Origin of the sequence: Halarchaeum nitratireducens (assembly GCF_017874695.1) — an archaeon.
In the GTDB taxonomy this organism is placed as follows: Archaea; Halobacteriota; Halobacteria; order Halobacteriales; family Halobacteriaceae; genus Halarchaeum; species Halarchaeum nitratireducens.
Map to the genome: position 1 here is coordinate 25917 of NZ_JAGIKY010000013.1, position 23850 is coordinate 49766.

At 68.5% G+C, this 23850-nt stretch carries 24 protein-coding genes; 17 read left to right on the forward strand and 7 right to left on the reverse strand.

The annotated features are described in order from the left end of the window. The first annotated feature begins 20 nt into the window (after window positions 1-20). The 5 genes from dnaJ to J2754_RS16490 all read left to right on the forward strand — a co-directional run bounded on the left by dnaJ (window position 21) and on the right by J2754_RS16490 (window position 4058). The gene (gene dnaJ, locus J2754_RS12395; RefSeq protein WP_188878626.1) at window positions 21-1181 is read left to right on the forward strand and encodes a molecular chaperone DnaJ; all 1161 of its coding nucleotides are present in this window, start codon (window positions 21-23) and stop codon (window positions 1179-1181) included. 51 nt (window positions 1182-1232) lie between these two features. After that, window positions 1233-2354, forward strand: coding sequence for a pyridoxal phosphate-dependent aminotransferase (locus J2754_RS12400; protein ID WP_188878625.1), 1122 nt, complete (start codon window positions 1233-1235; stop codon window positions 2352-2354). Window positions 2355-2404: 50 nt separating this feature from the next. Beyond that, the gene (locus J2754_RS12405) at window positions 2405-2899 is read left to right on the forward strand and encodes an NUDIX hydrolase (protein ID WP_211087611.1); all 495 of its coding nucleotides are present in this window, start codon (window positions 2405-2407) and stop codon (window positions 2897-2899) included. 189 nt (window positions 2900-3088) lie between these two features. Next, window positions 3089-3835: a competence/damage-inducible protein A gene (locus tag J2754_RS12410; protein WP_211087612.1), complete on the forward strand. Its 747-nt coding sequence runs from the start codon at window positions 3089-3091 to the stop codon at window positions 3833-3835. A gap of 88 nt (window positions 3836-3923) precedes the next feature. Then, window positions 3924-4058 (forward strand): hypothetical protein, encoded by a 135-nt coding sequence (locus J2754_RS16490; protein ID WP_268238690.1) that lies wholly within the window; start codon window positions 3924-3926, stop codon window positions 4056-4058. A gap of 56 nt (window positions 4059-4114) precedes the next feature. On the opposite strand, the gene J2754_RS12415 is transcribed toward J2754_RS16490, so the two are convergent. The 3 genes from J2754_RS12415 to J2754_RS12425 form a co-directional block, all read right to left on the reverse strand. Further along, entirely contained in the window at window positions 4115-5296 is a 1182-nt protein-coding gene (locus tag J2754_RS12415; protein WP_211087613.1) for a redox-regulated ATPase YchF, read from the reverse strand. Between the two features lie 47 nt (window positions 5297-5343). Next, window positions 5344-5775, reverse strand: a complete 432-nt coding sequence (locus J2754_RS12420; protein ID WP_188878621.1) for a VOC family protein — start codon at window positions 5773-5775, stop codon at window positions 5344-5346. Between the two features lie 162 nt (window positions 5776-5937). Continuing rightward, a complete protein-coding gene (locus tag J2754_RS12425) occupies window positions 5938-6783 on the reverse strand; it encodes an acyltransferase (RefSeq protein WP_188878620.1) in 846 nt (281 codons plus the stop codon). A 90-nt stretch (window positions 6784-6873) separates the two neighbouring features. On the opposite strand from J2754_RS12425, the gene J2754_RS12430 reads away from it, so the two are divergent. Continuing rightward, entirely contained in the window at window positions 6874-7077 is a 204-nt protein-coding gene (locus tag J2754_RS12430; protein ID WP_188878618.1) for a DUF5800 family protein, read from the forward strand. A gap of 45 nt (window positions 7078-7122) precedes the next feature. Continuing rightward, window positions 7123-7464, forward strand: coding sequence for an SHOCT domain-containing protein (locus J2754_RS12435; protein ID WP_211087614.1), 342 nt, complete (start codon window positions 7123-7125; stop codon window positions 7462-7464). A 15-nt stretch (window positions 7465-7479) separates the two neighbouring features. On the opposite strand, the gene pan1 is transcribed toward J2754_RS12435, so the two are convergent. Next, window positions 7480-8688 (reverse strand): proteasome-activating nucleotidase Pan1, encoded by a 1209-nt coding sequence (gene pan1, locus J2754_RS12440; protein ID WP_211087615.1) that lies wholly within the window; start codon window positions 8686-8688, stop codon window positions 7480-7482. 135 nt (window positions 8689-8823) lie between these two features. On the opposite strand from pan1, the gene J2754_RS12445 reads away from it, so the two are divergent. The 4 genes from J2754_RS12445 to J2754_RS12460 are packed head-to-tail and all read left to right on the forward strand — an operon-like array spanning window position 8824 to window position 13671. Beyond that, on the forward strand, window positions 8824-9078 hold the full coding sequence (locus J2754_RS12445) for a MarR family transcriptional regulator (RefSeq protein WP_211087616.1): 255 nt from the start codon (window positions 8824-8826) through the stop codon (window positions 9076-9078). Between the two features lie 42 nt (window positions 9079-9120). Further along, on the forward strand, window positions 9121-10614 hold the full coding sequence (locus J2754_RS12450) for a metallophosphoesterase family protein (RefSeq protein WP_211087617.1): 1494 nt from the start codon (window positions 9121-9123) through the stop codon (window positions 10612-10614). Then, a complete protein-coding gene (gene rad50 / locus J2754_RS12455) occupies window positions 10611-13295 on the forward strand; it encodes a DNA double-strand break repair ATPase Rad50 (protein WP_211087618.1) in 2685 nt (894 codons plus the stop codon). Before J2754_RS12450 ends, rad50 begins: the two co-directional genes overlap by 4 nt. A 37-nt stretch (window positions 13296-13332) precedes the next feature. Then, window positions 13333-13671: a hypothetical protein gene (locus J2754_RS12460; protein ID WP_188878610.1), complete on the forward strand. Its 339-nt coding sequence runs from the start codon at window positions 13333-13335 to the stop codon at window positions 13669-13671. Here J2754_RS12460 and J2754_RS12465 read toward each other — a convergent pair. Genes J2754_RS12465 through J2754_RS12475 form a run of 3 tightly spaced genes read right to left on the reverse strand, consistent with a single transcriptional unit; the run spans window position 13650 to window position 14737 of the window. Beyond that, window positions 13650-14090, reverse strand: coding sequence for a DUF7346 family protein (locus J2754_RS12465; protein WP_188878609.1), 441 nt, complete (start codon window positions 14088-14090; stop codon window positions 13650-13652). The genes J2754_RS12460 and J2754_RS12465 overlap by 22 nt on opposite strands. Before the next feature lie 41 nt (window positions 14091-14131). Further along, window positions 14132-14503: a DUF7322 domain-containing protein gene (locus J2754_RS12470; protein ID WP_188878608.1), complete on the reverse strand. Its 372-nt coding sequence runs from the start codon at window positions 14501-14503 to the stop codon at window positions 14132-14134. Between the two features lie 39 nt (window positions 14504-14542). After that, window positions 14543-14737, reverse strand: coding sequence for a DUF7331 family protein (locus J2754_RS12475; protein ID WP_211087619.1), 195 nt, complete (start codon window positions 14735-14737; stop codon window positions 14543-14545). 130 nt (window positions 14738-14867) lie between these two features. On the opposite strand from J2754_RS12475, the gene J2754_RS16230 reads away from it, so the two are divergent. The 6 genes from J2754_RS16230 to J2754_RS12510 all read left to right on the forward strand — a co-directional run bounded on the left by J2754_RS16230 (window position 14868) and on the right by J2754_RS12510 (window position 23840). After that, on the forward strand, window positions 14868-18896 hold the full coding sequence (locus J2754_RS16230; protein WP_245333021.1) for a DNA polymerase domain-containing protein: 4029 nt from the start codon (window positions 14868-14870) through the stop codon (window positions 18894-18896). A 52-nt stretch (window positions 18897-18948) separates the two neighbouring features. Continuing rightward, window positions 18949-19539, forward strand: a complete 591-nt coding sequence (locus J2754_RS12490) for a DJ-1/PfpI family protein (RefSeq protein ID WP_188878605.1) — start codon at window positions 18949-18951, stop codon at window positions 19537-19539. 111 nt (window positions 19540-19650) lie between these two features. Then, window positions 19651-20565 carry an ABC transporter ATP-binding protein gene (locus J2754_RS12495; RefSeq protein WP_211087620.1) on the forward strand — a complete coding sequence of 305 codons (915 nt, stop codon included), beginning with the start codon at window positions 19651-19653 and terminating at the stop codon, window positions 20563-20565. Window positions 20566-20574: 9 nt separating this feature from the next. Continuing rightward, window positions 20575-22002 carry a Fe-S cluster assembly protein SufB gene (gene sufB / locus J2754_RS12500; protein WP_245333022.1) on the forward strand — a complete coding sequence of 476 codons (1428 nt, stop codon included), beginning with the start codon at window positions 20575-20577 and terminating at the stop codon, window positions 22000-22002. A gap of 1 nt (window position 22003) precedes the next feature. Continuing rightward, window positions 22004-23227 carry a Fe-S cluster assembly protein SufD gene (gene sufD / locus J2754_RS12505; RefSeq protein WP_188878600.1) on the forward strand — a complete coding sequence of 408 codons (1224 nt, stop codon included), beginning with the start codon at window positions 22004-22006 and terminating at the stop codon, window positions 23225-23227. A 121-nt stretch (window positions 23228-23348) separates the two neighbouring features. Further along, the gene (locus tag J2754_RS12510) at window positions 23349-23840 is read left to right on the forward strand and encodes a ferritin-like domain-containing protein (RefSeq protein WP_188878598.1); all 492 of its coding nucleotides are present in this window, start codon (window positions 23349-23351) and stop codon (window positions 23838-23840) included. Window positions 23841-23850 lie beyond the last annotated feature (10 nt).

The window sequence follows — 23850 nt, forward strand, 5'->3', positions numbered from 1 at the left end:
CTACCTCCGCCACCTACCCGATGAGCCAGGACTTCTACGACGCGCTCGGGGTCAGCCGCGACGCCGACGAGAGCGAGATCAAGAAGGCGTATCGCGAGAAGGTCAAGCAGTACCACCCGGACGTGAGCGACGAGCCCGACGCCGAGGAGAAGTTCAAGACCATCCAAAAGGCCAAGGACGTCCTCACGGACGAGGACAAGCGCGAGGCCTACGACCGCCTCGGCCACGAGCGCTACGAGGAGGCCGAGAAGCACGGCGCCGACCCCGGCGGTGACGGCGGTATGGGCGGTGCCGGCGGCATGGGAGGAATGGGCGGCATGGGCGGCGCCGGCGCTGGCGGGATGAACGACATCTTCGAGCAGTTCTTCGGCGGCGGCCGTTCGCAGGACCCGAACCGCCCCCAGCAGGGTCAGGACCTCCGGACCCGCATGGAGATCGACCTCGAAGAGGCCCACGACGGCGCGACGAAGCAGCTCACCGTCACCCGCCCGGAGGCCTGTCCGGCGTGTGACGGGAGCGGCCACCCGCCCGACGCCGACGTCCGCACCTGTCCGGAGTGCGACGGGCAGGGCCAGACGACGACCGTCCAGCAGACGCCCTTGGGGCGCGTCCAGCAGCGCCAGACCTGTCGGCGCTGCGGCGGCGAGGGGCAGATCTACAGCGAGCGCTGCGACGAGTGCAACGGCGACGGGACGGTCCGGCGCGAGGCGACGCTCACCGTCGAGGTCCCCGCGGGGATCGCCGACGGGCAGACCCTCCGCATGGAGCGCGAGGGCGCGCCCGGCGAGAACGGCGGCCCGAACGGCGACCTCCTCATCGAGATCTCGGTCGCCGATCACCCCGACTTCGAGCGCGACGGGGACGACCTCGAACACCGCCACCCCATCTCGTTCCCGCAGGCCGTCTTCGGTGCGACGATCCAGGTGCCGACGCTCGACGGTGCGGTCGAGCTCGACGTCCCGAAGGGGACGCAGAGCGGCGAGCGCTTCCGCCTGCGGGGGAAGGGGATGCCCCGCCTCCGCGGCCGCGGGCAGGGCGACCTCTACGTCACCGTCCAAGTGGTGACGCCCGACTCCCTCAACGAGGAGCAACGCGAGGCCCTGGAGCAGTTCGCGGAAGCCGGCGGCGAGGAGGTCGACGTCGAGCAGGGCTTCTTCGAGAAGATCAAGAGCAGCCTGTAGGCGAAACCCCGTTCCGGTTCCTTTAATCGGGTGCGCACCGCCCTCTCACGCATGAGCGACTTCTCCCGACGCGTGGAGGCGATCGACATCAGCGGCATCCGGAAGGTGTTCGAGGCGGCGAGCGAGGACGCGATCAACCTCGGACTCGGCCAGCCGGACTTCCCGACGCCCGAGCACGCCCGGCGGGGGGCCATCGACGCGATCGAGGCCGGACAGGCCGACGGTTACACCTCGAATAAGGGGACGGCGAGCCTCCGCGCGGCGATCGCGGAGAAGCACGGCCGCGACAACGCGTTCACGGCGTCCCCCGAGGACGTCATCGCCACTTCGGGCGGGAGCGAGGCGCTCCACCTCGCCATCGAGGCGCACGTCGACGAGGGCGAGGAGGTGCTCTTCCCCGATCCGGGCTTCGTCTCCTACGACGCGCTGACGAAGCTCGCGGGCGGGACGCCGGTCGGCCTGCCGCTGCGCGACGACCTGACGCTCGATCCGGCTACGGTCGAAGAGTACATCACGGACGACACGGCGGCGTTCGTCGTGAACTCCCCGGCGAACCCGACGGGCGCGGTGTCGCCCCCCGAGGACATGCGCGAGTTCGCGCGTATCGCCGCGGAGCACGACGTGCTCTGCATCAGCGACGAGGTCTACGAGCACATCGTCTTCGAGGGCGAACACCGCTCGCCGAGGGCCTACGACGACGCGGGGAACGTCGTCGTCGTGAACGCCTGCTCGAAGACGTACTCGATGACCGGATGGCGGCTCGGGTGGGTGACGGGCGACTCGGAGCGCGTCGAGCGGATGCTCCGCGTCCACCAGTACGCCCAGGCCTGCGCGTCCGCGCCGGCGCAGTACGCCGCCGAGGCCGCGCTCACCGGCCCGCAGGACCCCGTCGACGAGATGGTCGCGGCGTTCGAGGAGCGCCGGAACGTCCTCCTCGACGGCCTCGAAGACATGGGCCTCGACGTGCCGACGCCGAAGGGCGCGTTCTACGCGATGCCCGAGGTGCCGGCGGGCTGGGTCGACGCGGTGCTCGATCGCGGCGTCGTCGTCGTCCCCGGCGGCGCGTTCGGCGCGCGCGGCGAGGGGTCCGCCCGGATCTCCTACGCGACGAGCATGGAGAACATCGAGGCGGCGCTGGACGCGATGCGCGAGGCGACCGCCGCGGTCCGGTAGGCCGGTCGCCATCCCCGGGGTTTTAGCCGCGCTCGGTCGAAGTTCGAGGCATGTCCGACGCACCGCGACGCATCGAGGAGAAAGCGTACGCGTACGTGACGCGAGCCGGCGGCACGGAGTTACTCGTCTTCGATCCGCCGACCGGCGAGGGTCCACAGGTCCCGAAGGGGGGAATCGAGCGGGGCGAGGACCCCGCGGACGCCGTCCTGCGTGAACTCAGCGAGGAGACGGGTCTCGCGGACGCGACGCTCCGGGACCGCGTGGCGACCGACGAGTGGCCACACCCCACGAAACCGAAGGCGTACCGGCGGCACTTCTACCACGTCCGCGCCGACTCGGCGCCGGATCGGTGGACGCACGAGGTCACGGGCGGCGGCGAGGACGACGGCCTCGTCTACGCGTGTCGGTGGGTCGACGTCGGGACGGCCGCCGCACGGCTCGTTCGCGATCAGGGCGCGCACCTCGACGACATCGTCGCCGACGGTCTCGACACCGGCGCGGACGATACCGGCGTTCGGAACGCCGACAGGACGCCCCCCTCGTAGACCGTCTCGATCGCGTCCTCTCCGACGTCGGCGGCGAGCGACGCGAGCTCACTCCCGCCGTGCCCCTCGCTCGACCGCGCGTAGCCGACCGCCGCCCGTGCTGGAAGACGCGCGCCGGGACGCCGTCTCTCGGAGCCGTGATCCGCCGGTGCCACACGGCTTAATCCGCCCGCGGTCCTGCGTCCTCGCATGGAAGTCGCGATCCTCACCGTCGGCGACGAACTGCTCGCCGGCGACACGGAGAACACGAACGCAACGTGGCTCGCTCGACAGCTGTCCGCTCGCGGCGCGTCCGTCAAGCGCGTCCTCGTCGTCCCGGACGAGCGCGACACGATCGCCGAGTACGTCCGCGAATGGCGCGACGCCTACGACGCCGTCATCGTCACCGGCGGCTTGGGCGGGACGCACGACGACGTGACGATGGACGCGGTCGCGGACGCCGCCGGCGTCGACCTCCACGTTCCCGACGAGGCCCGCGAGGCCGTCGAGCGCGCCGCGCGCGCCTACCGCGACGCGAACCCCGAGGAGGCCGAGCGCTTCGAACTCGACCTCGACGTGGAGGCGTGGGCGACCGTCCCGGTCGGCGCGCGCGTCATCCCGAACGAACCCGGGCTCTCCCCCGGCGCGAAGGTCGGCGACGTCGACGAGGGGGCGATCTACGTCTTCCCCGGCGTCCCCGACGAAGTCCACGCGATGTTCGACCTCGTGGCCGAGGACTTCGGCGGCGACGTCGTCTCCGAGATCACGTACACGAGCGCCCCCGAGGGCGCGATCGGCCCGGACATCGAGGCGATCCGCGACGCGTACGACATCGTCGTCGGAAGCTATCCCTCCGGCGAGGGCCCGAACCGCCTGAAGGTCACCGGTGAAGACCCCGACGAGGTCGCCGACGCGCTCCGCGCGCTGGAGGAACGCGTCGAGCAACCGTCGGACTGATCGGCCGCGAGGCGGGGCACGACGGACGCCGGACGCGGGGAAACCTTCAATACGCTCCACCACAAAGTATATCAATGGGGAACCCACAATGCCAGTTCCGACGTACCCGAGCGACGAACCGGACCGTCGCGGTGGTGCCCCCGACCTGGACGACCTCGTCGGGCGCATCATCCGCGGGAACGACGAGGGCGCGCGGACGCCCCGCCCGACGGCCGGACCGTAGCGGGACGGTCCGCGCGTCGTCGACCGACGGGTCGTTTTTTCGCCCGCCGTCGATCGCTACTTCGCGGTGCTGACGATCTTGATGACGTCGCCTTCCTCCAGCTCGTACTCCTCCGCGACCTCCCGAGCGGTGCGGGCGTTCACCGCGTGGAGGTAGCCGTCGCCGATGTCCGAGTGGACGGCGTACGCGAGGTCCTTCGGCGTCGAGCCGCGGGGAAGCAAGAAGGCGTCCGGGAGAACGCTCCCCGTCCCGTCCGTCCACTTCGACGCGTCCTGCACCGGGTAGACCGTGAGGTGATCGAGGAGGTCGTACACGGCGGCGTTCAGCGACGCCTGCACGCCCGTTCCGCCGTACTCGCTCATCGTCTCGCGCAACTCGGAGAGGAGGGCCGCCTGCTCGTCCGGGAGCTCGCCCGTCACGGCGAAGGTCTCGTCGCCGGGATCGTAGTCGAGGACGCCCGCCTCCGCGCCGCGGCGGAGCGCGAGCTCCCCCTGTGCGGTCGCGGGGATCACGGGCTTATCCAGCGCCAGCAGTCGCTCGACGTACTCGTCGGGCGCGACGTCGATCTTGTTCGCCACGACGACGATCGGCTTCGTCCGCTGTCGGATGTCGCGCGCGAGCGCTTCGCGGTCGTCGTCCGTCCACTGGATCGGGTCCTCGGGGTACTCGATCTCGCGCAGCGTCGCCATCACGTCGTACTCCGTCGCGCCGAAGCCCGTCAGGAGGTCCGTCACGGCCTCCTCGATGTCGAAGCCCGGACTCCGCGATTGGCGCTCGACGGACTCCCAGTTGCGCTCCACGATGCTCGCCAGCCAGAGGTCCATCTCCTCCTCGACGAAGTCGATGTCGGTGAGGGGGTCGTGCGTCCCCGCCTCGACGGGTTCGCCCTCCGCGTTCGTCCCCCCGGAGGCGTCGACGACGTTCAGGATCGCGTCCGCGTTCGTCAGTTCGTCGAGGAACTGATTGCCGAGCCCGCGCCCCTCGTGCGCGCCCGGGACGAGACCCGCGACGTCGAGCAACTCGACGGGCACGTAGCGCGTCCCGTCGCGGCAGTGCTCGCTGTCGCAGCGCTCCTCGCGGTCCGCACAGGGGCACGTCGTGCGGACGTGCGTGACGCCGCGGTTCGCGTCGATCGTCGTGAACGGGTAGTTCGCCATCTGGACCTCCGCCATCGTCGCCGCCGTGTAGAAGGTGGACTTGCCGGCGTTGGGCTTGCCGGCGAGCGCGAGGGAGAGCATACGCTAGGCTATGCGACGACGCGAAAGGCCGTTTCGCTTCCGCCCGCTCAGGCGTCGAGGATCTCGACCGGGTTCCCGTCCGGGTCGCGCACGAAGAGGATCGTCGTCCCGCTCTCGGTCGTGCGCGGACCGTCCGCGATCGTCTCCACGTCGTCGGGGAGCGACTCGTGGAACGCCTCGACGTCCGGGACGGAGAGCCCGAGATGTGTCGCCCCCGTGTCGTTCACCGTCCCGCCCCGACGGTCGTCGCCCTCGGGATCGTACTCGACGAGCTCGATCCGCGCGCCGCCCGCGTCGAGGTGCGCGAACGACGCCGACGCCCCGGCGACGCCGACGCCCTCCGCGAACGCCTCGCCACCGACGTCGAACTCAGCGAGGACGTCGAGGTCGAGGATGTCGCGGTAGAACGCCAGTGACTCGTCAAGGTCCGAGACGGTGATGCCGTAGTGGTGCGCGCTCGGCGTGACGTCGTTGCTCATACGCGTGGCGTGGACCGGCGGGCGCAAAACGACAACGACTGCGGACGCGACGCGCACGGGGTCGTCGGCTCCGCACGCCGCGCACGGACGCGGACGCCGCGGGGAGTCAGCGGGTCCCGCGGCGACTCTTCGTGCGTCCGGGCGCCCCCTCGGACGTGGCGACTACTCCGGGTCCCGCCGGGGCTCTCGATCCAGCGTCATCTCGCCGCGCGCGCGGATGCCGCCGTCGATGTCCGCGTCCGGATGGACGATCACGTTCTCACCGGAGACGTCCCCGAGGATCAGCGCGCCCTCGCGGACGTAGACGTCGCCACCGCGCGTCGTCACGTCGCCGTGGACCTTCGTGTCGACGCCGACGACGATGTCGTCCTGCGCGCGCAGGCTCCCGAAGAGGTTCGAGTCCGCGCCGACCTCGATCTCCGTCGCGCGGACGTTCCCGTGGAGGCGACACTCCGCACCGATCTCCGCGGGCGTCGACGCCCGCCACGCGTCGTCGCTGACGTGCGCCCCGCGCGGGATCGTGATCGGCGGGGCGTCGGCGTCGCTACTGAGCTCGTCGATGAGCTCCTGCGCTTCGGCCTCCTCGCCGAGCCGCAACAGCTGGGCGAGGTACGCCATGAAGAAGACGACGGTCGGCATCGGGTTGCGGATGACGATCCAGCCGTTGGCCTCGAAGCCCTCCTCGATGTCGACGTCGTCGCCGATGTCGAGGTCGCCGCCGACGACGAGCCGACCGGAGATGTGCGCGCGCTCGCCGAGGTAGGCGTCGCCGCCCGCGAGGACGTTGCCCTCGACGTCGCTCCACATGTCGAGGCGGACGTCCGCCTCGGCCTCGATGTCGCCGCCGAAGCGGGCGCGCTCCCCCGCGACGACGTTTCGCCCCCGGACGCCGAACTCGACGGTGCTCTGCCCGCCGACGAGGACGTCCCCCTCGTTCACGAGGTCGTGCTCCTCCACGGTCGTCCCGTCGGGGAGCCGCAACCGGTCGAGTGGGTCCGAACCGAACACGGCCGTACGGAGCCACCCCACCGCAATAAAGGGCTCGTCGGACGGGCCGCCGACGCGTCGCTTTTACGCGTCGATCGCCTCCGGGCGGATATGACCACGCTCTCCTTCACCGAGGACGGCGTCGACGTCGTCTACGAGGGTACCGAGTTCCGTCTGGAACGAGATCTCGTCGAGGACGCGACGCAGAAGGACTACTTCGACGTCACCGACCACGAGGTGTTGCGGATCGTCGAGACCGACCCCCACATCTCCGGCGAGGCCCGGCAGATCGGCGACATCGTCGACGAGCAGTAACGGCCGCTCCCACCTTTTTTCTCCCCGGCGCCCGACGGCGCCGGTATGGACGATTGGCTGAAAGCCGTGCTCGCGCTCGGCGTCCTGTTCGTCGCCGCTCCCGTCCTCGCGATGCTGCTCTTCGTTCCGGTGATGGGCGGCAGTGGAATGTACGGCGGCGGAATGGGCGGCGGTGGAATGTACGGTGGCGGAATGGGCGGCTGGATCGGCCTCCTCGTCCCGTTCGGGATCCTGCCCGTCCTCGGCTACGCCGTCTATCGGGCGTTCGGTACGGCCGAGCGCGGGGACGCGGCGCTGGACGAGCTCCGCGCGGCGTACGCGCGCGGCGATCTCACGACCGAAGAGTACGAGGAGCGCCGCGAGCGCCTGGGGGAGTCGCGGGAGTAGGAGGGGACGAGCGAGCTACGCAAACGTCCGCGAGATGTCCGGCTCGTCGTCGTGATCGAGCTTTTCGAGGGCGTTGCGGAAGTCGTCCATCCGGACCTCCGTCCGATCGTCGCGGATGGCGTACATGCCGGCCTCGGTGGTGACGGCCTTCACGTCCGCGCCGGAGAGCTCCTCGCTCTCGCGCGCGAGGGCGTCGAAGTCGACGTCGTCCGCGACGTTCATGTCGCGGGTGTGGATGCGGAAGATCTTCGCGCGACCCACCTCGTCGGGCTTGGGCACCTCGATGAGGCGATCGAAGCGGCCTGGACGGAGGATGGCGCGATCCAGCATGTCGAAGCGGTTGGTGGCGGCGATGATGCGGATGTCGCCGCGCTCGTCGAAGCCGTCCATCTCGGAGAGGAGCTGCATCATCGTCCGCTGGACCTCTGCGTCCCCGGAGGTCTTCGAGTCCGTGCGCTTCGAGGCGATGGCGTCGATCTCGTCGATGAAGACGACGGCGGGCTCGTGGTCCCGGGCGACTTGGAAGAGGTCACGGACGAGCTTCGCGCCCTCGCCGATGAACTTGTGGACGAGTTCGCTGCCGGCCATCTTGATGAACGTCGCGTCCGTCTGGGCGGCGACGGCCTTCGCCATCATCGTCTTCCCCGTGCCCGGCGGGCCGTAGAGGAGGACGCCGCTCGGCGGCTGGATGCCGACGTTGTCGAAGAGACCCGGGTTCTCCATCGGGAGTTCGACGGTCTCGCGGACCTCGCGGAGCTGATCGTCCAGCCCACCGATGTCCTCGTAGCCGACCGCGGGCGACTCCTCGACCTGCATGACTTGAGCGCGGACGTCGGCCTCGTCGTTCAGCTGCTTGACGATGGAGAGGCTGTTGTTGACGGCGACGCGCGCGCCCGGTTCGAGGTCTTCGCGGAGCTCCTCGGTCACCTCGGTGAGCGCCTCTTGGTTGTTCCCGTGCTGTTTGATGATCGCGCCCCGGTCGTTCAGCTCTTGGACCGTGGCGACGAACAGCGGGGACTGCTTGAGCTTCTTGTTCTCGTGGGTGAGCCGCTCGAGCTTCTGCTGGTACTTGTTGTTCTCGGCGTTCGCGTCGAGGAGCTCGTCTCGCATCTCCTCGTTTTGCTCCTCGAGGACGTCGAGGCGCTCCCGTAGGGCCTCGATCTTCTCCTGCTGAGGCGCCCCCTCCTCGTACGGGAGTTCGACGTCGTCGACGGTGTCACTCATCGCCCATCGCTAGGGCGTTAGTTCATAAGAGGCTTCGGGTGACGTACCCACACCCCTGCGCGGGTCGAGAGTAATGTCCTACAGTAATCTAAGAGAAGAAAAAGTATTATCACTGTGTATCCCGTGGTCGATCGTATGAGCGCGATTCGGACGGCCGACGAGGCCACCGTCGAGCAGTTGCGTGACCTGCCGCCGAGCGCGAAGCTCGTCGCGAAGGTGCTGGAGTACGAGGAGACCCTCACGCAGAGCGAACTCGCCGAGGAGACGCTGTTGCCGCCCCGCACCGTCCGCTACGCGTTGACCCGCCTCGACGAGGCCGGCGTCGTCGACTCGCGGTTCTCCTTCGTCGACGCGCGCAAACGCCTCTACACGCTCGCCGTCGCCGAGTAATCCGACGCTGCATACTTACGACGGAGCGCGTAACTGTGGAGTATGACGAAGGTGATCCACACGGGGGACACCCACCTCGGGTACCGACAGTACCACTCCCCCGAGCGCCGACAGGACTTCCTCGAGGCCTTCCGCCAGGTCGTCGAGGACGCGATCGCCGACGACGTCGACGCCGTCGTCCACGCCGGCGACCTCTACCACGACCGCACGCCCGGCCTCGAGGACCTCATGGGTACCATCGAGATCCTCCGCCCGCTCGCCGACGCGGACATCCCCTTCCTCGCCGTCGTCGGCAACCACGAGGGGACGCGCCACGCCCAGTGGCTCGACCTCTTCGAGACGCTCGGACTCGCAGAACGCCTCGACTTCACTGGTCGCCGCGTCGGCGACACGGTCTTCTACGGTCTCGACTACGTCCCGGAGTCCAAGCGCGACGCCCTCGACTACGACTTCGCCGAGCACGACGCCGCGCACACCGCGCTCGTCTCGCACGGCCTCTTCACGCCGTTCCCGCACGGCGAGTGGGACCTCGAAGGCGTACTTGAGGCCTCACCCGTCGCCTTCGACGCCGTCCTCCTCGGTGACGACCACACGCCCGACACCGTTCGGATCGACGGCACGTGGGCGACCTACTGCGGGTCGACGGAGCGCGCGAGCGCGAGCGAACGCGACCCCCGCGGGTACAACCTCGTCACGTTCGATGCGGGCGACGCCGAGCGAAGCGAGACGTCGCCGAACGAGGGAACGGGAAGCGAAGCGCGGCGCGAAGCGCCGCGAACGGCGAGCGGCGGAGCCGCGAGCGAAGCGCCCCGTGAGCCCACCGACGCCGAGCGCGCCACCGGCGAGGGCGTGACGATCAGTCGCCGGGGACTCGACACGCGCGACTTCGTTTTCGTCGACCTCGAACTCGGGGAGTCCGAGGGCGAGGAACGCGTCCGTCGACGCCTCCGCGAGGAAGCCATCGACGACGCCGTCGTCGTCGTCACCATCGAGGGCGTGGGCGGAGAGGTGACGCCCGCGGACGTCGAGCGCTTCGGCGACGAGCGCGGCGCGCTGATCACGCGCGTCAACGACCGCCGCGAGGTCGACGTCGAGGCCGACTACGAGGTGTCGTTCGCCGACCCGGACGAGGCCGTCCGCGAGCGCGTCCGCGACCTCGGACTGAGCGAGGCCGCGCGCGAGATCGACGAGACCGTCCGCGAGGGATCGATCGCCGACTCGAACGTCCGCGACGAGGTGAAGGGCCGGATCGAGGAGATCGTCGCGGAGGACGACCTCGCGGCGTTCGAGACCGCCGTGAACGACACCGCCTCGACGGACGTCGACGCGGCGGACGCCGCGGGGGACGACGCGACGACCCCGGACGCGAGTGACGCGGCGACCGACGAGGCGGCGGCTCGTACTGACGAGTCGACGGACGCGACGACAGACGGGGCGATGGACCGACCCGACGCACCGACCGACACGGAGCGCGCCGACTCCGACGAGCGCGCACCGACCGACACGGAGACGACCACCGTGGAGGACTACCTATGAGGGTCGATCGCCTCCGACTCCGCAACTTCAAGTGTTACGAGGACGCGGACGTCTCGCTCGACTCGGGCGTCACGGTGATCCACGGCCTCAACGGGAGCGGGAAGTCCTCGCTCTTGGAGGCGTGTTTCTTCGCGCTCTACGGCGCGACGCCGCTCGATCGCACGCTCGACGAGATCGTCACCATCGGCGCTGAGGAGGCCGAAGTCGACCTCTGGTTCACCCACGCGGGCGGATCGTTCCACCTCCACCGGCGCGTCCGCCACGCGGGCGAGCGGGCGAGCACGGCCGACTGCACGCTGGAGACGCCCGACGACACGATCGACGGCGCGCGCGACGTCCGCGACTACGTCGTCGACCTCCTCCGGATGGACGCGGACGCGTTCGTCAACTGCGCGTACGTCCGGCAGGGCGAGGTGAACAAGCTCATCAACGCCTCGCCGGGGGAGCGACAGGACATGATCGACGACCTCCTCCAACTCGGAAAACTGGAGGCGTACCGCCAGCGCGCCGAGCAGGCCCGTCGCGGGGTTCAGGCGGTCCGCGACGGCCGCGCCGAGCGTCTCGACACCCTCGACGAGCAAGTCGCGGAACTCGAGGCGCGCGACCTCCACGCCGGACTGAACGAGGCCGAGACCGAGCTCGCGGCGGTCGAAGACGAGATCGAGACCTTCGAGGCGAACCGGGAGCAGGCGGCGGAGACGAAGGCCGACGCCGAGCGCGTCATCGAGGAGTACGCCGACCGACGCGCCGAACTCGACGAACTGACGGAGACCGTCGCCGACCTCAAAGAACAGATCACGGAGACGGAGCGCGAGCGCGAGGAGCTCGCCGACGCCGTCTCGACGGCCCGCGAGCGCGTCGAGGGACTCGACGAGCGGATCGAGCGCCTCCTCGCGGAGACCGACATCGAGGCGTCCCCGGACGACGTGACCGTCGAGACGGTGCGCGAGCGCCGCGCCGTCGTCGCCGACGAACGCGACGACGTGCAGGACGCCCACGGCGACTGCCGGACGACGATCCAGACGCGCGCGAGCGAGGCCGAGTCGAAGCGCGAGCGCGCCGCGGAACTCGCCGAGCGCGCCGCGGAAGCCCGCGAGCGCGCCGTGGCGCTCGACGGTGAGGCCCGGGAGGCCGCCGAGCGGGTCGCCGAGGCCGACGCGCGGATCGACGCCATCGACGCCGAGCGCGAGGAGTTGCGCGACGCGTTCGTCGACGCGCCCGTCGACCCCGGCGAGGCCGAGTCGTACCGCGAGTCGATCCGCGCGGACCTCGACGACGTCCGCGAGCGCGAATCGGACCTGAAGGGGGACCTGCAGGCCGCGCGCGCCGCCCTCGCGGAGGCCGAGGAACTCCGCGACGCCGGGAAGTGCCCCGAGTGCGGTCAGTCGGTCGAGGGCTCGCCGCACGTCGACGCGATCGACGAGCGCCGCGACGCGGTCGAATCCATCGAGGCCGACCTCGACGCCGTCCGCGAAGAGAAGGCGGCGCTCGAAGCCGACCTCGAACGCGCGAACGAGCTCGTGGACGCCGAGAGCGAGCTCGAAACGCGCACCGAGCGCCGCGCGGACGTCACCGACCTCCGCGACGGGCACGCGGACGCCGTCGAATCGAAGCGCGACGAGGCCGAAGCGAAGCGCGACGAGGCCGCGGACCTCGAAGAGCGTGCGGACGCCGCCCGCGAAGCGGCCGCGGAAGCCGACGCGGCGGCCGACGACGCCCGCGAGCGACTCGGCGAGCTGAACGGTCGGATCGCCGACCTGAAAGACCGCCTCGAAACGCTCGACGACCTCGCCGACGCGCTCGCCGACCGCGAGAGCGCCGCGAACGACCGAGAGAACGCGCGCGACCGGCGGACGGACCTCGAAGAACTGAACGACGAGCGCCGCGAGCGCCTCGCGGACGCCCGGGAGCGAAAGCGCGACCTCGAAGCCGAGTTCGACGAGGAGCGCCTCGCGGAGGCGCGCACAGAGCGCGACCGGGCGGCGGAGTACCTCGAACAGGTCGAGGCGAAACTCGACGAGCTGAGCGAGCGCCGCGACGACGTGCGCGACCGCATCACCGCCCTGAAAAAGGACATCGGGACCCTCGAGGACCTCCGCGAGAAACGCGACGCCGCGCGGGAACGCGTCGAGGCGCTCGACGATCTCGTCGCGGAGACGGAGGCGTTGGAGGCGACGTACGGCGACCTCCGCGGAGAGTTACGCCAGCGGAACGTCGAGAAGCTCGAACGCCTCCTCAACGAAACCTTCGACCTCGTCTACGGGAACGACTCCTACGCGCGTCTCGAACTCGACGGGAACTACGAGCTCACCGTCTATCAGAAGGACGGCGAGACGCTCCGGCCCGATCAGCTCTCCGGGGGCGAGCGCGCGCTGTTCAATCTCTCCCTGCGCTGTGCGGTCTACCGGCTGCTCGCCGAGGGCATCGACGGCGCGGCGCCGCTTCCGCCGCTCATCCTCGACGAACCCACCGTCTTCCTCGACTCGGGGCACGTCTCGCGGCTCGTCAACCTCGTAGAGTCGATGCGCGATCTCGGCGTCGAGCAGATCCTCGTCGTCAGCCACGACGACGAACTCGTCGGCGCCGCGGACGACCTCCTCCACGTCGAGAAGGACGCCACCTCGAATCGCTCGCACGTCTCCCGCGGCGTCGACGCGGCAGCCGCCGCGACGCTCGACTGACGGGAACTCTTTTTTCGTCCGCTCTCCACGGGGATGTATGTCTGATACGCCCTCCCGCGTGTCCATCGCCGTCTCACTCCTCGGGCTCGCCTGCATCGTCGCGGACGCCGCCCTCGACGTCGCGTTCCCGCTCGGCGTCGCCGGCAGCTTCCTGATCCCCGGTGGCACGTTCGCTCTCGCGTGGTGGCACTGGACGACCGCCGATCGCGGCTACGCGCTCATCGCGGCGGGGTCCGCGCTCTGCCTTCTCGGGTCGTACGCGTCCGACCTCCTCGATGGGCGGGGCGAGCCGTTCGTCGCCGCCGCGCTCGCGCTCTTCGGACTCGGCTGTATCGCCGTCGGCGCCCGCACCGCCTACGCGGAGCCCGGCGCCTGATCGAGGAGCACGCCGACGCCCGCTCGGCCCGCCTCGGTGAGCTCGTAGCCGCGTTCGCCGTGCACGTCGGCCTCGGTGACGAGGCCAGCGGCGCGGAACTCGGTGAAGAGACCGTGGGCGTCGCTCTCGCAGAGGTCGTACTCGGCGAGCACCGTCCTGACGGGGAGGGCGCCGCGCTCGTGGAGCTCGCAGAGGAGGCCGAGCGCGCGCTCGCTGCGCGCGACGGTGAGCACGCGTCGGACGGGATCGGGGACGGCGCGTGCGGCGGCTTCGAGGGGATCGACTCCACCCGCCGGCTCCAGCTCGTCGTTCGGCAGGTGGGTCTCCGTCCCGGTCTCCGGATCGCGGACGCGGCTGCTCTCCGCCGAGCGCTTCACGAGCAGGTAGGTGTGACCGTCGGCGTCGCGGACGGTACGCATACCCGATCGGTGGGACTCCGCGGTGGTAGGCGTGTCGCCTCTCACGCCGCCGGGTCGTCCGCCGTCGCGTCCGCCGGATCGGCCCCGTCGCTCGCGGCCTCTCCGTCAGCGCCGTCCGCCGGCGTGTCGTGTTCGCCGGCGTCGATGGCGCGCTGGACGCGCCGGTAGGTGACGAAGCCGTAGGCGAGGCCGGCGAACCCGACGACAGCGAGGCCACCGCCGAGGAGGAGCCGACCGCGGAAGTAAACGAAGAGCAGGCCGAGCGCCGCCGCGAGGACGGCGAGATTGAAGACGACGACGAGGTAGACGAACTGGCGCTGAAGCGGGTCGCTGAGGTCGACGTCGGGGGACTCCTCGTCCCCGTCGTCGCTCCCGTCCGCGTCGGCGCTCTCGGGCTTCAGCGAGTCGAACACGAACGGAAGACCGCCACCGAGGATAAAGAGCGTTGCTAGTTATCGCTGGTCGCCCAGCGGGACCGCGTGCGTCGCCTTCAGCCACGCGAGCGGGTTCTCCGAGTCGTAGAGCACGACCCCGTCGGTGGTGTCGTAGGTCTCGATACCGTCTCGGGGGTCGTCGCCTTCCGGGAGCTGGGGGACGTTGTTCCCGCGCTGATCGTCCTGCGTGGCGTTATCGGACACGTCGTTCACCTCTGATCTATGGTATGGAGTACCACGGTATATACCTTTCCCCCGTCCGGCGGTCGATCGACGTCACCGCGTCGGTCGCGGCTCGATCGAAGGAGCGGGCTTTTAGGAACGCGGGCGCAAGCAACGCGCAATGAGCAACGCGAGTCTCTCCGACTTCCCCTCGGGGACGAACGACGGGGGCGGCGACGGCGACGCGGCGGCGACCCCGCGGCCCGACGAGGAAGCGCGGTACGTCGCCGGCGACGACGACCCCCTCGTCAGCGAGGTGTTCGACGCCGAGTCCGGGGCCCTTCCGGACGTCGACGCCACCATCGACCTGTTGGTGACGCAGGTCGACTACACCGTCGAGGGCTCCGGCGAGCGCGAGCGCCCGGTCATCCACGTCTTCGGCCGGACGAGCGAGAACACGGTCGAGCACGTCCGCGTCCACGGCTTCCGCCCGTACTTCTACGCCCCCACCGACTCGCTCACCGAGGACGACCTCGCCAAGGACGTCATCACCGGTCACGAGGAGGGCTACGAGTCGATCCGCGGGGACGACCTCACGAAGATCTTCGGGCGCACCCCGCGCGACGTCGGGAACATCCGCGACGAGTACGATCACTACGAGGCGGACATCCTCTTCCCGAATCGCTTCCTCATCGACAAGGACGTCAACAGCGGGGTCCGCGTGCCCGCCCGCCGCGCCGAGAGCGACGGCGCGCTCGTCGTCCGCCACGACGAGGTCGAGGCCGTCGAGGCCGACGCCGAACTCCGCGTGAACACCTTCGACATCGAGGTCGAGGACCGCAACGGCTTCCCGGAGGACGGCGAGGAGCCCATCGTCTGTCTCACCAGCCACGACAGCTACCGCGACGAGTACATCGCGTGGCTCTACGACGCCCCCGACGGCGACGCGCCCGCCCCGGACGACCTCCCCGACTACGACCTGCTCGACGACGCGGCCGACGCGTCCCTCGACGTCCGGGTCTTCGAGGAAGAGGCGGCGATGCTCGACGCGTTCCTCGACTACGTGTCGGAGACCGACCCCGACGTCCTCACCGGGTGGAACTTTTCCGACTTCGACGCCCCCTACCTCATCGACCGCCTCGACGTGCTCGACTCGGGCGCCGACTACGATCTCTCGTACCACCGCCTCTCGCGCGTGAACGAGGTGTGGCGTTCCGACTGGCAGGGCCCGAACGTCAAGGGCCGCGTCGTCTTCGACCTCCTCTACGCCTACCAGCGAACCCAGTTCTCCGAGCTCGACTCCTATCGGCTCGATGCGGTCGGCGAGACCGAACTCGGCGTCGGGAAGGAGCGCTACGCGGGCGACATCGGCGACCTCTGGGAGGACGACCCCGAACGCCTCCTGGAGTACAACATCCGGGACGTCGAGCTCTGCGTCGAGATCGACAGAAAACAGGACGTGATCTCCTTCTGGGAGGAGGTCTCGACGTTCGTCGGCTGCAAGCTCGAAGACGCGACGACGCCGGGGGACGCGGTGGACGTCTACGTCCTCCACAAGGCCCACGGGCGCTTCGCGCTCCCCTCGAAGGGCCGCCAGGTGTCCGAGGACTACGAGGGCGGCGCCGTCTTCGACCCGATCACCGGCGTGAAGGAGAACGTGACGGTGCTCGACCTGAAGAGCCTCTACCCGATGTCGATGATGACCATCAACGCCTCCCCGGAGACGAAGGTCGACCCCGACGAGTACGCGGGCGACACCTTCCGCGCGCCCAACGGGACGCACTTCCGGGAGGAGCCGGACGGCATCATCCGCGAGATCATCGACGAGACGCTCTCAGAGCGCGAGGAGAAGAAGGGACTCCGCAACGAGCACGAGCCCGGGACGAACGAGTACGAGCGCTACGACCGCCAGCAGGCCGCCGTGAAGGTCATCATGAACTCGCTCTACGGCGTGCTGGGCTGGGAGCGCTTCCGCCTCTACGACAAGGAGATGGGCGCCGCCGTTACCGCCACGGGCCGCGACGTCATCGAGTTCACAGCCGACGCGGCGGGCGAACTCGACTACGAGATCGCCTACGGAGACAGCGTCACGGGCGACCGACCGGTCGTCGTGCGCGACCCCGAGGAACGCGTCCGCATCACGCCGATCGAGGACCTCTTCGAGCGGGCGACACCGTCGGAGAACGTCCTCGTCACCGCCGACGGCGGTCCGGTCGCGAGCGTGTCCGTCGGGAAGGACCGCCGGACGCTCGACGGGTGGGACGCGCTCTCGCTGAACGACGCCGGCGAGACGGAGTGGAAGCCGATCACGCAGGCGATCCGCCACGAGACGGACGGGTCGGTTGTGAACCTCCGGCACAAGCTCGGTGAGTCCACGACGACGCGCGACCACTCCTACGTGGTCGAGGGACCGGACAGCCTCGAAGAAGCCGCCCCGGTGGACGTCGACGAACCGCTCCGCGTTCCCGATATGCCCGACGTCGAGCGTGCCACCCAAATCGACGTCTACGATGTGCTACAGGGGTACGAACGCGAGTACGAGGACGGTCGCGGAACCGGCGGAACGACGGTGAAGACGAAGCGCGTGTACGCGGACGACGAACACGTCTGGTTTGGCCACGAGCACTACGGCGAGCTCGACTCGACCGTGAAAGTCCAGCGCCACATCGACCTCACCTGCGAGGACGGTGAGGCGCTCGTTCGCCTCCTCGGGGCGTACGTTCCCGAGGGGAGTGCCTCGACGGTCGAGACGAGCGACGCGAAGTTCGGCGCGAGCATCGCGGAGTCCCGTCGCGAGTGGCTCGAACGGCTACAGGACGACTATCACCGACTCTTCGAGAACGCGACGGCCAGCATCACGGCGAGCGACTCGTGCGAGGAGCGGACAGTCGAGTACGAGACGGACTCCGGTGAGGGGTCCGCGACGTACGACGACCGGACGCTGAAGCTCCAGATGATGAACGAACTCTCGGCGGTGTTCTTCCGGGAGTTCGCGGGCCAGACTTCGCGTGGGAAACGGATCCCCTCGTTCGTCTATCACCTCGACGAGGACCGACAGGCGCTCTTCCTCGACATCCTCGTCGAAGGCGACGGCTCACGCGAATTCCCACGGTACTCCGAGGAGCACGCGGTGCGGAACTTCGACTTCGAGACGACGAGTCGCGAACTCGCCGCAGGACTCTCGATGCTCCTCACGCAACGCGGGGAGCAGCACTCGCTGAAGTACCGCGACAGCAAGGACTCCTACACGATTCGGACCTGCGACTCCTATCGTGGCGGGCGTGACCCCGTCCTCACCGAAGCCGAGCACGACGGTTACGTCTACGACCTGAGCGTCGCGGACAACGAGAACTTCGTGGACGGCCTCGGGGGAATCGTCCTCCACAACACCGACTCCGTGATGCTCGAACTCGGCGGCGACGTCGAGACGGAGGACGCCATCGAGCAGTCCTTCGAGATAGAGGAGTACATCAACGGTCGCTACGACGAGTTCGCGCGCGAGGAACTCGACGCCGAGGAGCACTTCTTCGAGATCGAGTTCGAGAAGCTATATAGACGGTTCTTCCAGGCGGGCAAGAAGAAGCGCTACGCCGGCCACATCGTCTGGAAGGAGGGAAAGGACGTCGACGACATCGACATCACGGGCTTCGAGTACAAACGCTCGGACATCGCGCCGATCACGAAGGAGGTCCAGAAGCGCGTCATCGACATGATCGTCCACGGCGAGGACACCGACGCGGTGAAGGAGTACGTCCACGGCGTCGTGGAGGACTTCCGGAGCGGCGACGTCGACCTCGACGACGTCGGCATTCCGGGCGGGATCGGGAAGCGCCTCGACAACTACGACACGGACACCGCGCAGGTGCGCGGTGCGAAGTACGCGAACCTCCTCCTCGGGACGAACTTCCAGCGGGGATCGAAGCCCAAACGACTCTACTTGGAGAAGGTCCACCCCGAGTTCTTCCGGGAGCTAGAGGAGGAGAACCCGACGCTCGTGGAGGACCCGCTCTACATTGAGTTCAAGCGCGACCCGGACGTCATCTGCTACGAGTACGCCGACCAGATCCCGGAGGCCTTCGAGGTGGACTGGGAGACGATGCTCGAGAAGACCTTGAAGGGGCCCATCGAGCGGATCACGGAGGCGCTCGGCGTCTCGTGGGACGAGGTCGAATCGGGGCAGACCCAGACCGGACTCGGCTCCTACATGTAGGCGGGCGAACGCCTAAGCCCGTGCCCGCCGTATATCCGTGCGGGTGATACCCATGGGAAAGAGACTCCTGATGATCGTCGGCGACTTCGGTGAGGACTACGAGATCATGGTTCCGTTCCAGGCCCTGCAGGCCGTCGGCCACGAGGTCGACGCCGTCTGCCCCGAGCGGGAGGCCGGGGAGGCGGTCAAGACCGCGATTCACGACTTCCGCGGCGACCAGACCTACCTCGAGGAGCGCGGGCACGACTTCGAGTTGAACGCGACGATGCGCGACGTCGATCCCACGGACTACGACGGCCTCGTCGTCCCGGGTGGGCGCGCCCCCGAGTACCTCCGGACGCACGAGATCGTTCTCGACGCCGTTCGACACTTCTTCGAGGCGGGGAAGCCGGTGGCGGCGCTCTGTCACGGCCCGCAGATCCTCGCGGCGGCGGGCGTCCTCGACGGCTACGAGATGACGAGCTATCCGGCGGTCCGCCCGGAGTGCGAGGCCGCCGGGTGCTCGTGGGTCGACGAGGTGACGACGGACGGCAACCTCGTGACGGGGCAGGCGTGGCCGGACCACCCGGAGTGGATCGCGCAGTACCTCGACCTGCTCGGCGACGAGGTGTCGCACGCCGACCCCGCCGCCGCGGACGACTGATCCGGCGCGCCTTTCTACAATCGAAAAATCGTTTTTCACTCAGAGAACTAGAGGGGGTAGGTTCCGAAACGTTAATCCCGCGCGCGGGCGTTCATACGAACGACCCAACCAATGGCCACGATCGAGCTTAAGAACGTTCACGCGGAAGTCGCCGAGGGGGACGAACAGATCCTTCACGGCGTCGACCTGGAGGTCAAGTCCGGCGAGATTCACGCCCTTATGGGCCCCAACGGCAGCGGGAAGTCCACCACGTCGAAGGTCATCGCGGGCCACCCGGCCTACGACGTGACCGAGGGCGATATCCTCCTCCACCTCGAGGCGGACGACTTCGACGGGATCGACGAGATCCCCGAGAGCGCACGCACTTGGGACCTCCTCGAACTGGAACCGAACGAGCGCGCCGCGCTCGGCGTCTTCCTCGCCTTCCAGTATCCGGCGGAGATCGAGGGTGTCACGATGACGAACTTCCTCCGCACGGCACTCAACGCGAAGCTGGAGGAGCGAGACGAACTCCTCTTCGGCGAGGACGAAGACGAGGACGAGGACGACGAGGCGGACGCCGGTTACGAGACCTCCCCGATGGAGGGCCCCGCGGACGAGGGCGAAGTCGGCGTCGCCGAGTTCCAGCAGCTCCTCTCGGAGAAGATGGAGCTCCTCGACATGGACGCGAGGTTCGCGCAGCGCTATCTCAACGCCGGCTTCTCCGGCGGCGAGAAGAAGCAGAACGAGGTCCTGCAGGCGGCCATCCTCGAACCCACCATCGCGGTGCTCGACGAGATCGACAGCGGTCTCGACATCGACCGCCTCCAGGACGTCGCGGACGGCATCAACGCCCTCCGCGACGAGCAGGGCACCGGCGTCCTGCAGATCACGCACTACCAGCGCATCCTCGACTACGTCGAACCCGACACCGTCCACATCATGCTCGACGGCGAGATCGCCATGGAGGGCGGTCCGGAGCTCGCCGAGAAGCTCGAGGACAAGGGGTACGACTGGGTGCGCGAGCAGGTCTACAACGCGGCTTAAGATACAATCATGAGTTCAGAAGAGAACCTACAAGAGACCGACACCGAGGCGCGCTTCGAGTTCAAGAAGGAGCAGCATTCGGCCTTCCAGTCCGAGAAGGGACTGACCGAGGAGACGATCCGACTCATCTCCGAGGACAAGGACGAACCCGACTGGATGCTCGAACGCCGCCTCCGCGCGCTCAAGCAGTACAAGAAGATGCCGATGCCGACGGATTGGCCGGGCCAGCCCGACCTCTCCGAGCTCGACGTCGAGGAGATCGTCCCGTACATCCGCCCCGACGTCGAGACGCGCGGCGGCGCGGAGAACTGGGAGGACCTCCCGGACGAGATTCAGGACACCTTCGAGAAGCTCGGTATCCCGGAGGCCGAGCGCGAGGCGCTCAGCGGCGTCGGCGCGCAGTACGAGTCCGAGGTCGTCTACCAGAACATGCAGGAGCGCTGGGAGGAGAAGGGCGTCGTCTTCTGCAACATGGACGAGGCCGTCCAGGAGCACGAGGAGCTCGTCAAGCAGCACTTCATGACGAAGTGCGTCCCCGCCAGCGACAACAAGTTCGCGGCGCTCCACGGCGCGGTCTGGAGCGGCGGCTCGTTCGTCTACATCCCCGAGGACGTCACGGTCGAGATGCCCGTGCAGGCCTACTTCCGGATGAACTCGGAGGGGATGGGTCAGTTCGAGCACACGCTCATCATCGCCGAGGAGGGCTCCGAGGTCCACTACATCGAGGGCTGTAGCGCGCCGAAGTACGGCACGCACAACCTCCACTCCGGTGGCGTCGAGGTCTTCGTGAAGGAGGACGCCCACGTGCAGTACTCGACCGTGCAGAACTGGTCGAAGAACACGTTCAACCTCAACACGAAGCGCGCCATCGTCGAGGAGAACGGCACGATGGAGTGGGTCTCGGGCAGTATGGGCTCGAAGGCCACGATGCTCTACCCCTGTTCGATCCTGAAGGGGCGTGGCGCGACGGACAACCACATCACCATCGCCTTCGCGGGCGAGGGCCAGGACATCGACACCGGCGCGAAGGTCTACCACAACGCGCCCGACACGAAGTCCACCATCGAGTCCAAGTCCATCAGCAAGGACGGCGGCCGCACGAACTACCGCGGCCTCGTCCACATCGCGGACGGCGCCGAGGACTCCTCGACGTCCGTCGAGTGTGACGCGCTGATGTTCGACAACGAGTCGACCAGCGACACCATGCCGTACATGGAGATCAACGAGTCCAAGGTCGACGTCGCCCACGAGGCGACGGTCGGGAAGATCGGCGACGAGGACGTCTTCTACCTCCAGAGCCGTGGGCTCGACGACGACGACGCGAAGCAGATGATCGTCGCCGGCTTCATCGAGCCGATCACGGAGGAACTGCCCATCGAGTACGCCGTCGAGCTCAACCGCCTCATCGAGCTCGAGATGGAGGGGAGCCTCGGGTAGCATGAGCGGAGCAACACGGTTCCACGCCGGCATCGACGTGGAGACGGTCGAGCGGATCGCCGAGGAGCGCAACGAGCCGAAGTGGCTCCGCGCGAAGCGCCTCGACGCCTTGGAAGCCCTCTCCGACCTCGACTACCCGGACGTCATCCAGACGCCGGGCCGGACGTGGACGAACCTCGCGGACCTCGACTTCGAGGCACTCGTCGAGCCGTTCGATCAGACCGAGGAGAAGGACTGGGTCGCGGACGATCAGGCGACCGTGGTGCCGTTCCACGAGGCGCTGAACGACGCGGACCTCGAAGCGCTCGTCAAGGAGCACTTCGGGAGCGTCGTCGACCCCGAGGAGAACCGCCTCACCGCGCTCTCCACCGCGCTCTTCACGACCGGGACGGTCATCTACGTCCCCTCGAACGTCGACGCCGAGGACGTGAAGATCCGGACGACGATGAACGGGACGTCCCTGTTCAACTACACGCTCGTCGTCACCGACCAGAACGCCTCCGTCACGATCCTGGAGCGTCAGGACACCGGAGCGGACGCCGCCACCGAGGAGCGCTACTACTCCGGCATCGTCGAAGCCGCGGTCGGCGAGAACGCCTACGTCCAGTACGGCTCGCTCCAGGACTTCGATCAGTCCACGTACAACTACACGCTGAAGCGCGGCGTCACCGACACGTACGCGACGCTGAACTGGATCGAGGGCAACATCGGCTCTCAGCTCACGAAGACCGGCGTCTCGACCCTGCTCGAGGGCGAGTCCTCGGAGACGAAGATCGTCGGCGCGTTCTTCGGCCACGAGGACCAGCACTTCGACCTCGACTCGAAGGTCTGGCACCGTGCCGAGCACACGACGGCGGACCTGGTGACGCGCGGCGTCATCGACGACGAGGCCCGGAGCGTCTACGAGGGCGTGCAGGACGTCGGTCGCGACGCGTGGGACACCTCGAGCTACCAGCGCGAGAACACGCTGATGCTCAGTGACGAGTCCGAGGCCGACGCCTCGCCGAAGCTCATCATCAACAACCACGACACCGAGGCGAGCCACTCCGCGACGGTCGGCCAGATCGACCAGGAGGACCTCTTCTACATGGAGGGGCGCGCCATCCCCGAGCAGGCCGCGAAGAACATGCTCGTCGAGGGCTTCTTCGTTCCCGTCCTCGAAGAGGTCGAGGTCGACGAGCTCCGCGAGGACCTCGAAGAGCGGATCCACGAACGCCTCCACTAACGCGCGTTCCGCTCGCCCCCGTTTTTCGACCGCGTTTCGCGTCGTCCTCGGTGAAAGCGCTTAGGTACTCGCTCCACATAGCGGGGGGTATGCGACCGAGAGCACGACGCGGGGAGGGACCGTGAGCGTCGCGTCACAGGTCGACTCCGACGGTCAGCTCGCCCGTCTCCTCCAGATCGGCATCGTGCTGGAGGAGGTCGTGGAGGCCCGCGCGTACGAGCACTACCAGCGTCTCCCGGACGACGAACGCGACGAGCGCATCGAGGAACTCCTCCGAGAAGCCCGTGAGGAGTCCGCCGACCACCGCGAACGCCTCAAGGCCATCGTCGACCGACTCGACATAGACGAGGACGCGGCGATCGACATCACGCCGCTCGTCCGCGAGCAGTACGCACAGACCGGGCCCGAGGACTTCGACGGGATCCTCTACGACCAGCTGAACGGCGAGGAGACCGCGTACAAGTTCTACGACGACCTCATCGAGGCCATCGAGCGGAGCGAGACCTCGTTCAGTATCGACCGTGAATCGCTGCTCTCGACCCTGCGGGACATCCGCGAGACGGAGGCCGAGGGTGCCGAGGCAGTCGCCGAACTCATGGAGTCACGCACATGACACGCTACAC

Excerpts from the sequence above, each read along its gene's own strand:
- rad50 (WP_211087618.1), top strand. The coding sequence starts at position 10,611 with ATGAGGGTCGATCGCCTCCGACTCCGCAACTTCAAGTGTTACGAGGAC.
- J2754_RS12435 (WP_211087614.1), top strand. The coding sequence starts at position 7,123 with ATGGACGATTGGCTGAAAGCCGTGCTCGCGCTCGGCGTCCTGTTCGTC.
- J2754_RS12460 (WP_188878610.1), top strand. The coding sequence starts at position 13,333 with ATGTCTGATACGCCCTCCCGCGTGTCCATCGCCGTCTCACTCCTCGGG.
- J2754_RS12450 (WP_211087617.1), top strand. The coding sequence starts at position 9,121 with ATGACGAAGGTGATCCACACGGGGGACACCCACCTCGGGTACCGACAG.
- J2754_RS12490 (WP_188878605.1), top strand. The coding sequence starts at position 18,949 with ATGGGAAAGAGACTCCTGATGATCGTCGGCGACTTCGGTGAGGACTAC.
- J2754_RS16230 (WP_245333021.1), top strand. The coding sequence starts at position 14,868 with ATGAGCAACGCGAGTCTCTCCGACTTCCCCTCGGGGACGAACGACGGG.
- J2754_RS12430 (WP_188878618.1), top strand. The coding sequence starts at position 6,874 with ATGACCACGCTCTCCTTCACCGAGGACGGCGTCGACGTCGTCTACGAG.
- J2754_RS12410 (WP_211087612.1), top strand. The coding sequence starts at position 3,089 with ATGGAAGTCGCGATCCTCACCGTCGGCGACGAACTGCTCGCCGGCGAC.
- dnaJ (WP_188878626.1), top strand. The coding sequence starts at position 21 with ATGAGCCAGGACTTCTACGACGCGCTCGGGGTCAGCCGCGACGCCGAC.
- J2754_RS16490 (WP_268238690.1), top strand. The coding sequence starts at position 3,924 with ATGCCAGTTCCGACGTACCCGAGCGACGAACCGGACCGTCGCGGTGGT.
- J2754_RS12405 (WP_211087611.1), top strand. The coding sequence starts at position 2,405 with ATGTCCGACGCACCGCGACGCATCGAGGAGAAAGCGTACGCGTACGTG.
- J2754_RS12420 (WP_188878621.1), bottom strand. The coding sequence starts at position 5,775 with ATGAGCAACGACGTCACGCCGAGCGCGCACCACTACGGCATCACCGTC.
- J2754_RS12445 (WP_211087616.1), top strand. The coding sequence starts at position 8,824 with ATGAGCGCGATTCGGACGGCCGACGAGGCCACCGTCGAGCAGTTGCGT.
- pan1 (WP_211087615.1), bottom strand. The coding sequence starts at position 8,688 with ATGAGTGACACCGTCGACGACGTCGAACTCCCGTACGAGGAGGGGGCG.
- J2754_RS12465 (WP_188878609.1), bottom strand. The coding sequence starts at position 14,090 with ATGCGTACCGTCCGCGACGCCGACGGTCACACCTACCTGCTCGTGAAG.
- J2754_RS12400 (WP_188878625.1), top strand. The coding sequence starts at position 1,233 with ATGAGCGACTTCTCCCGACGCGTGGAGGCGATCGACATCAGCGGCATC.
- sufD (WP_188878600.1), top strand. The coding sequence starts at position 22,004 with ATGAGCGGAGCAACACGGTTCCACGCCGGCATCGACGTGGAGACGGTC.
- J2754_RS12415 (WP_211087613.1), bottom strand. The coding sequence starts at position 5,296 with ATGCTCTCCCTCGCGCTCGCCGGCAAGCCCAACGCCGGCAAGTCCACC.
- sufB (WP_245333022.1), top strand. The coding sequence starts at position 20,575 with ATGAGTTCAGAAGAGAACCTACAAGAGACCGACACCGAGGCGCGCTTC.
- J2754_RS12495 (WP_211087620.1), top strand. The coding sequence starts at position 19,651 with ATGGCCACGATCGAGCTTAAGAACGTTCACGCGGAAGTCGCCGAGGGG.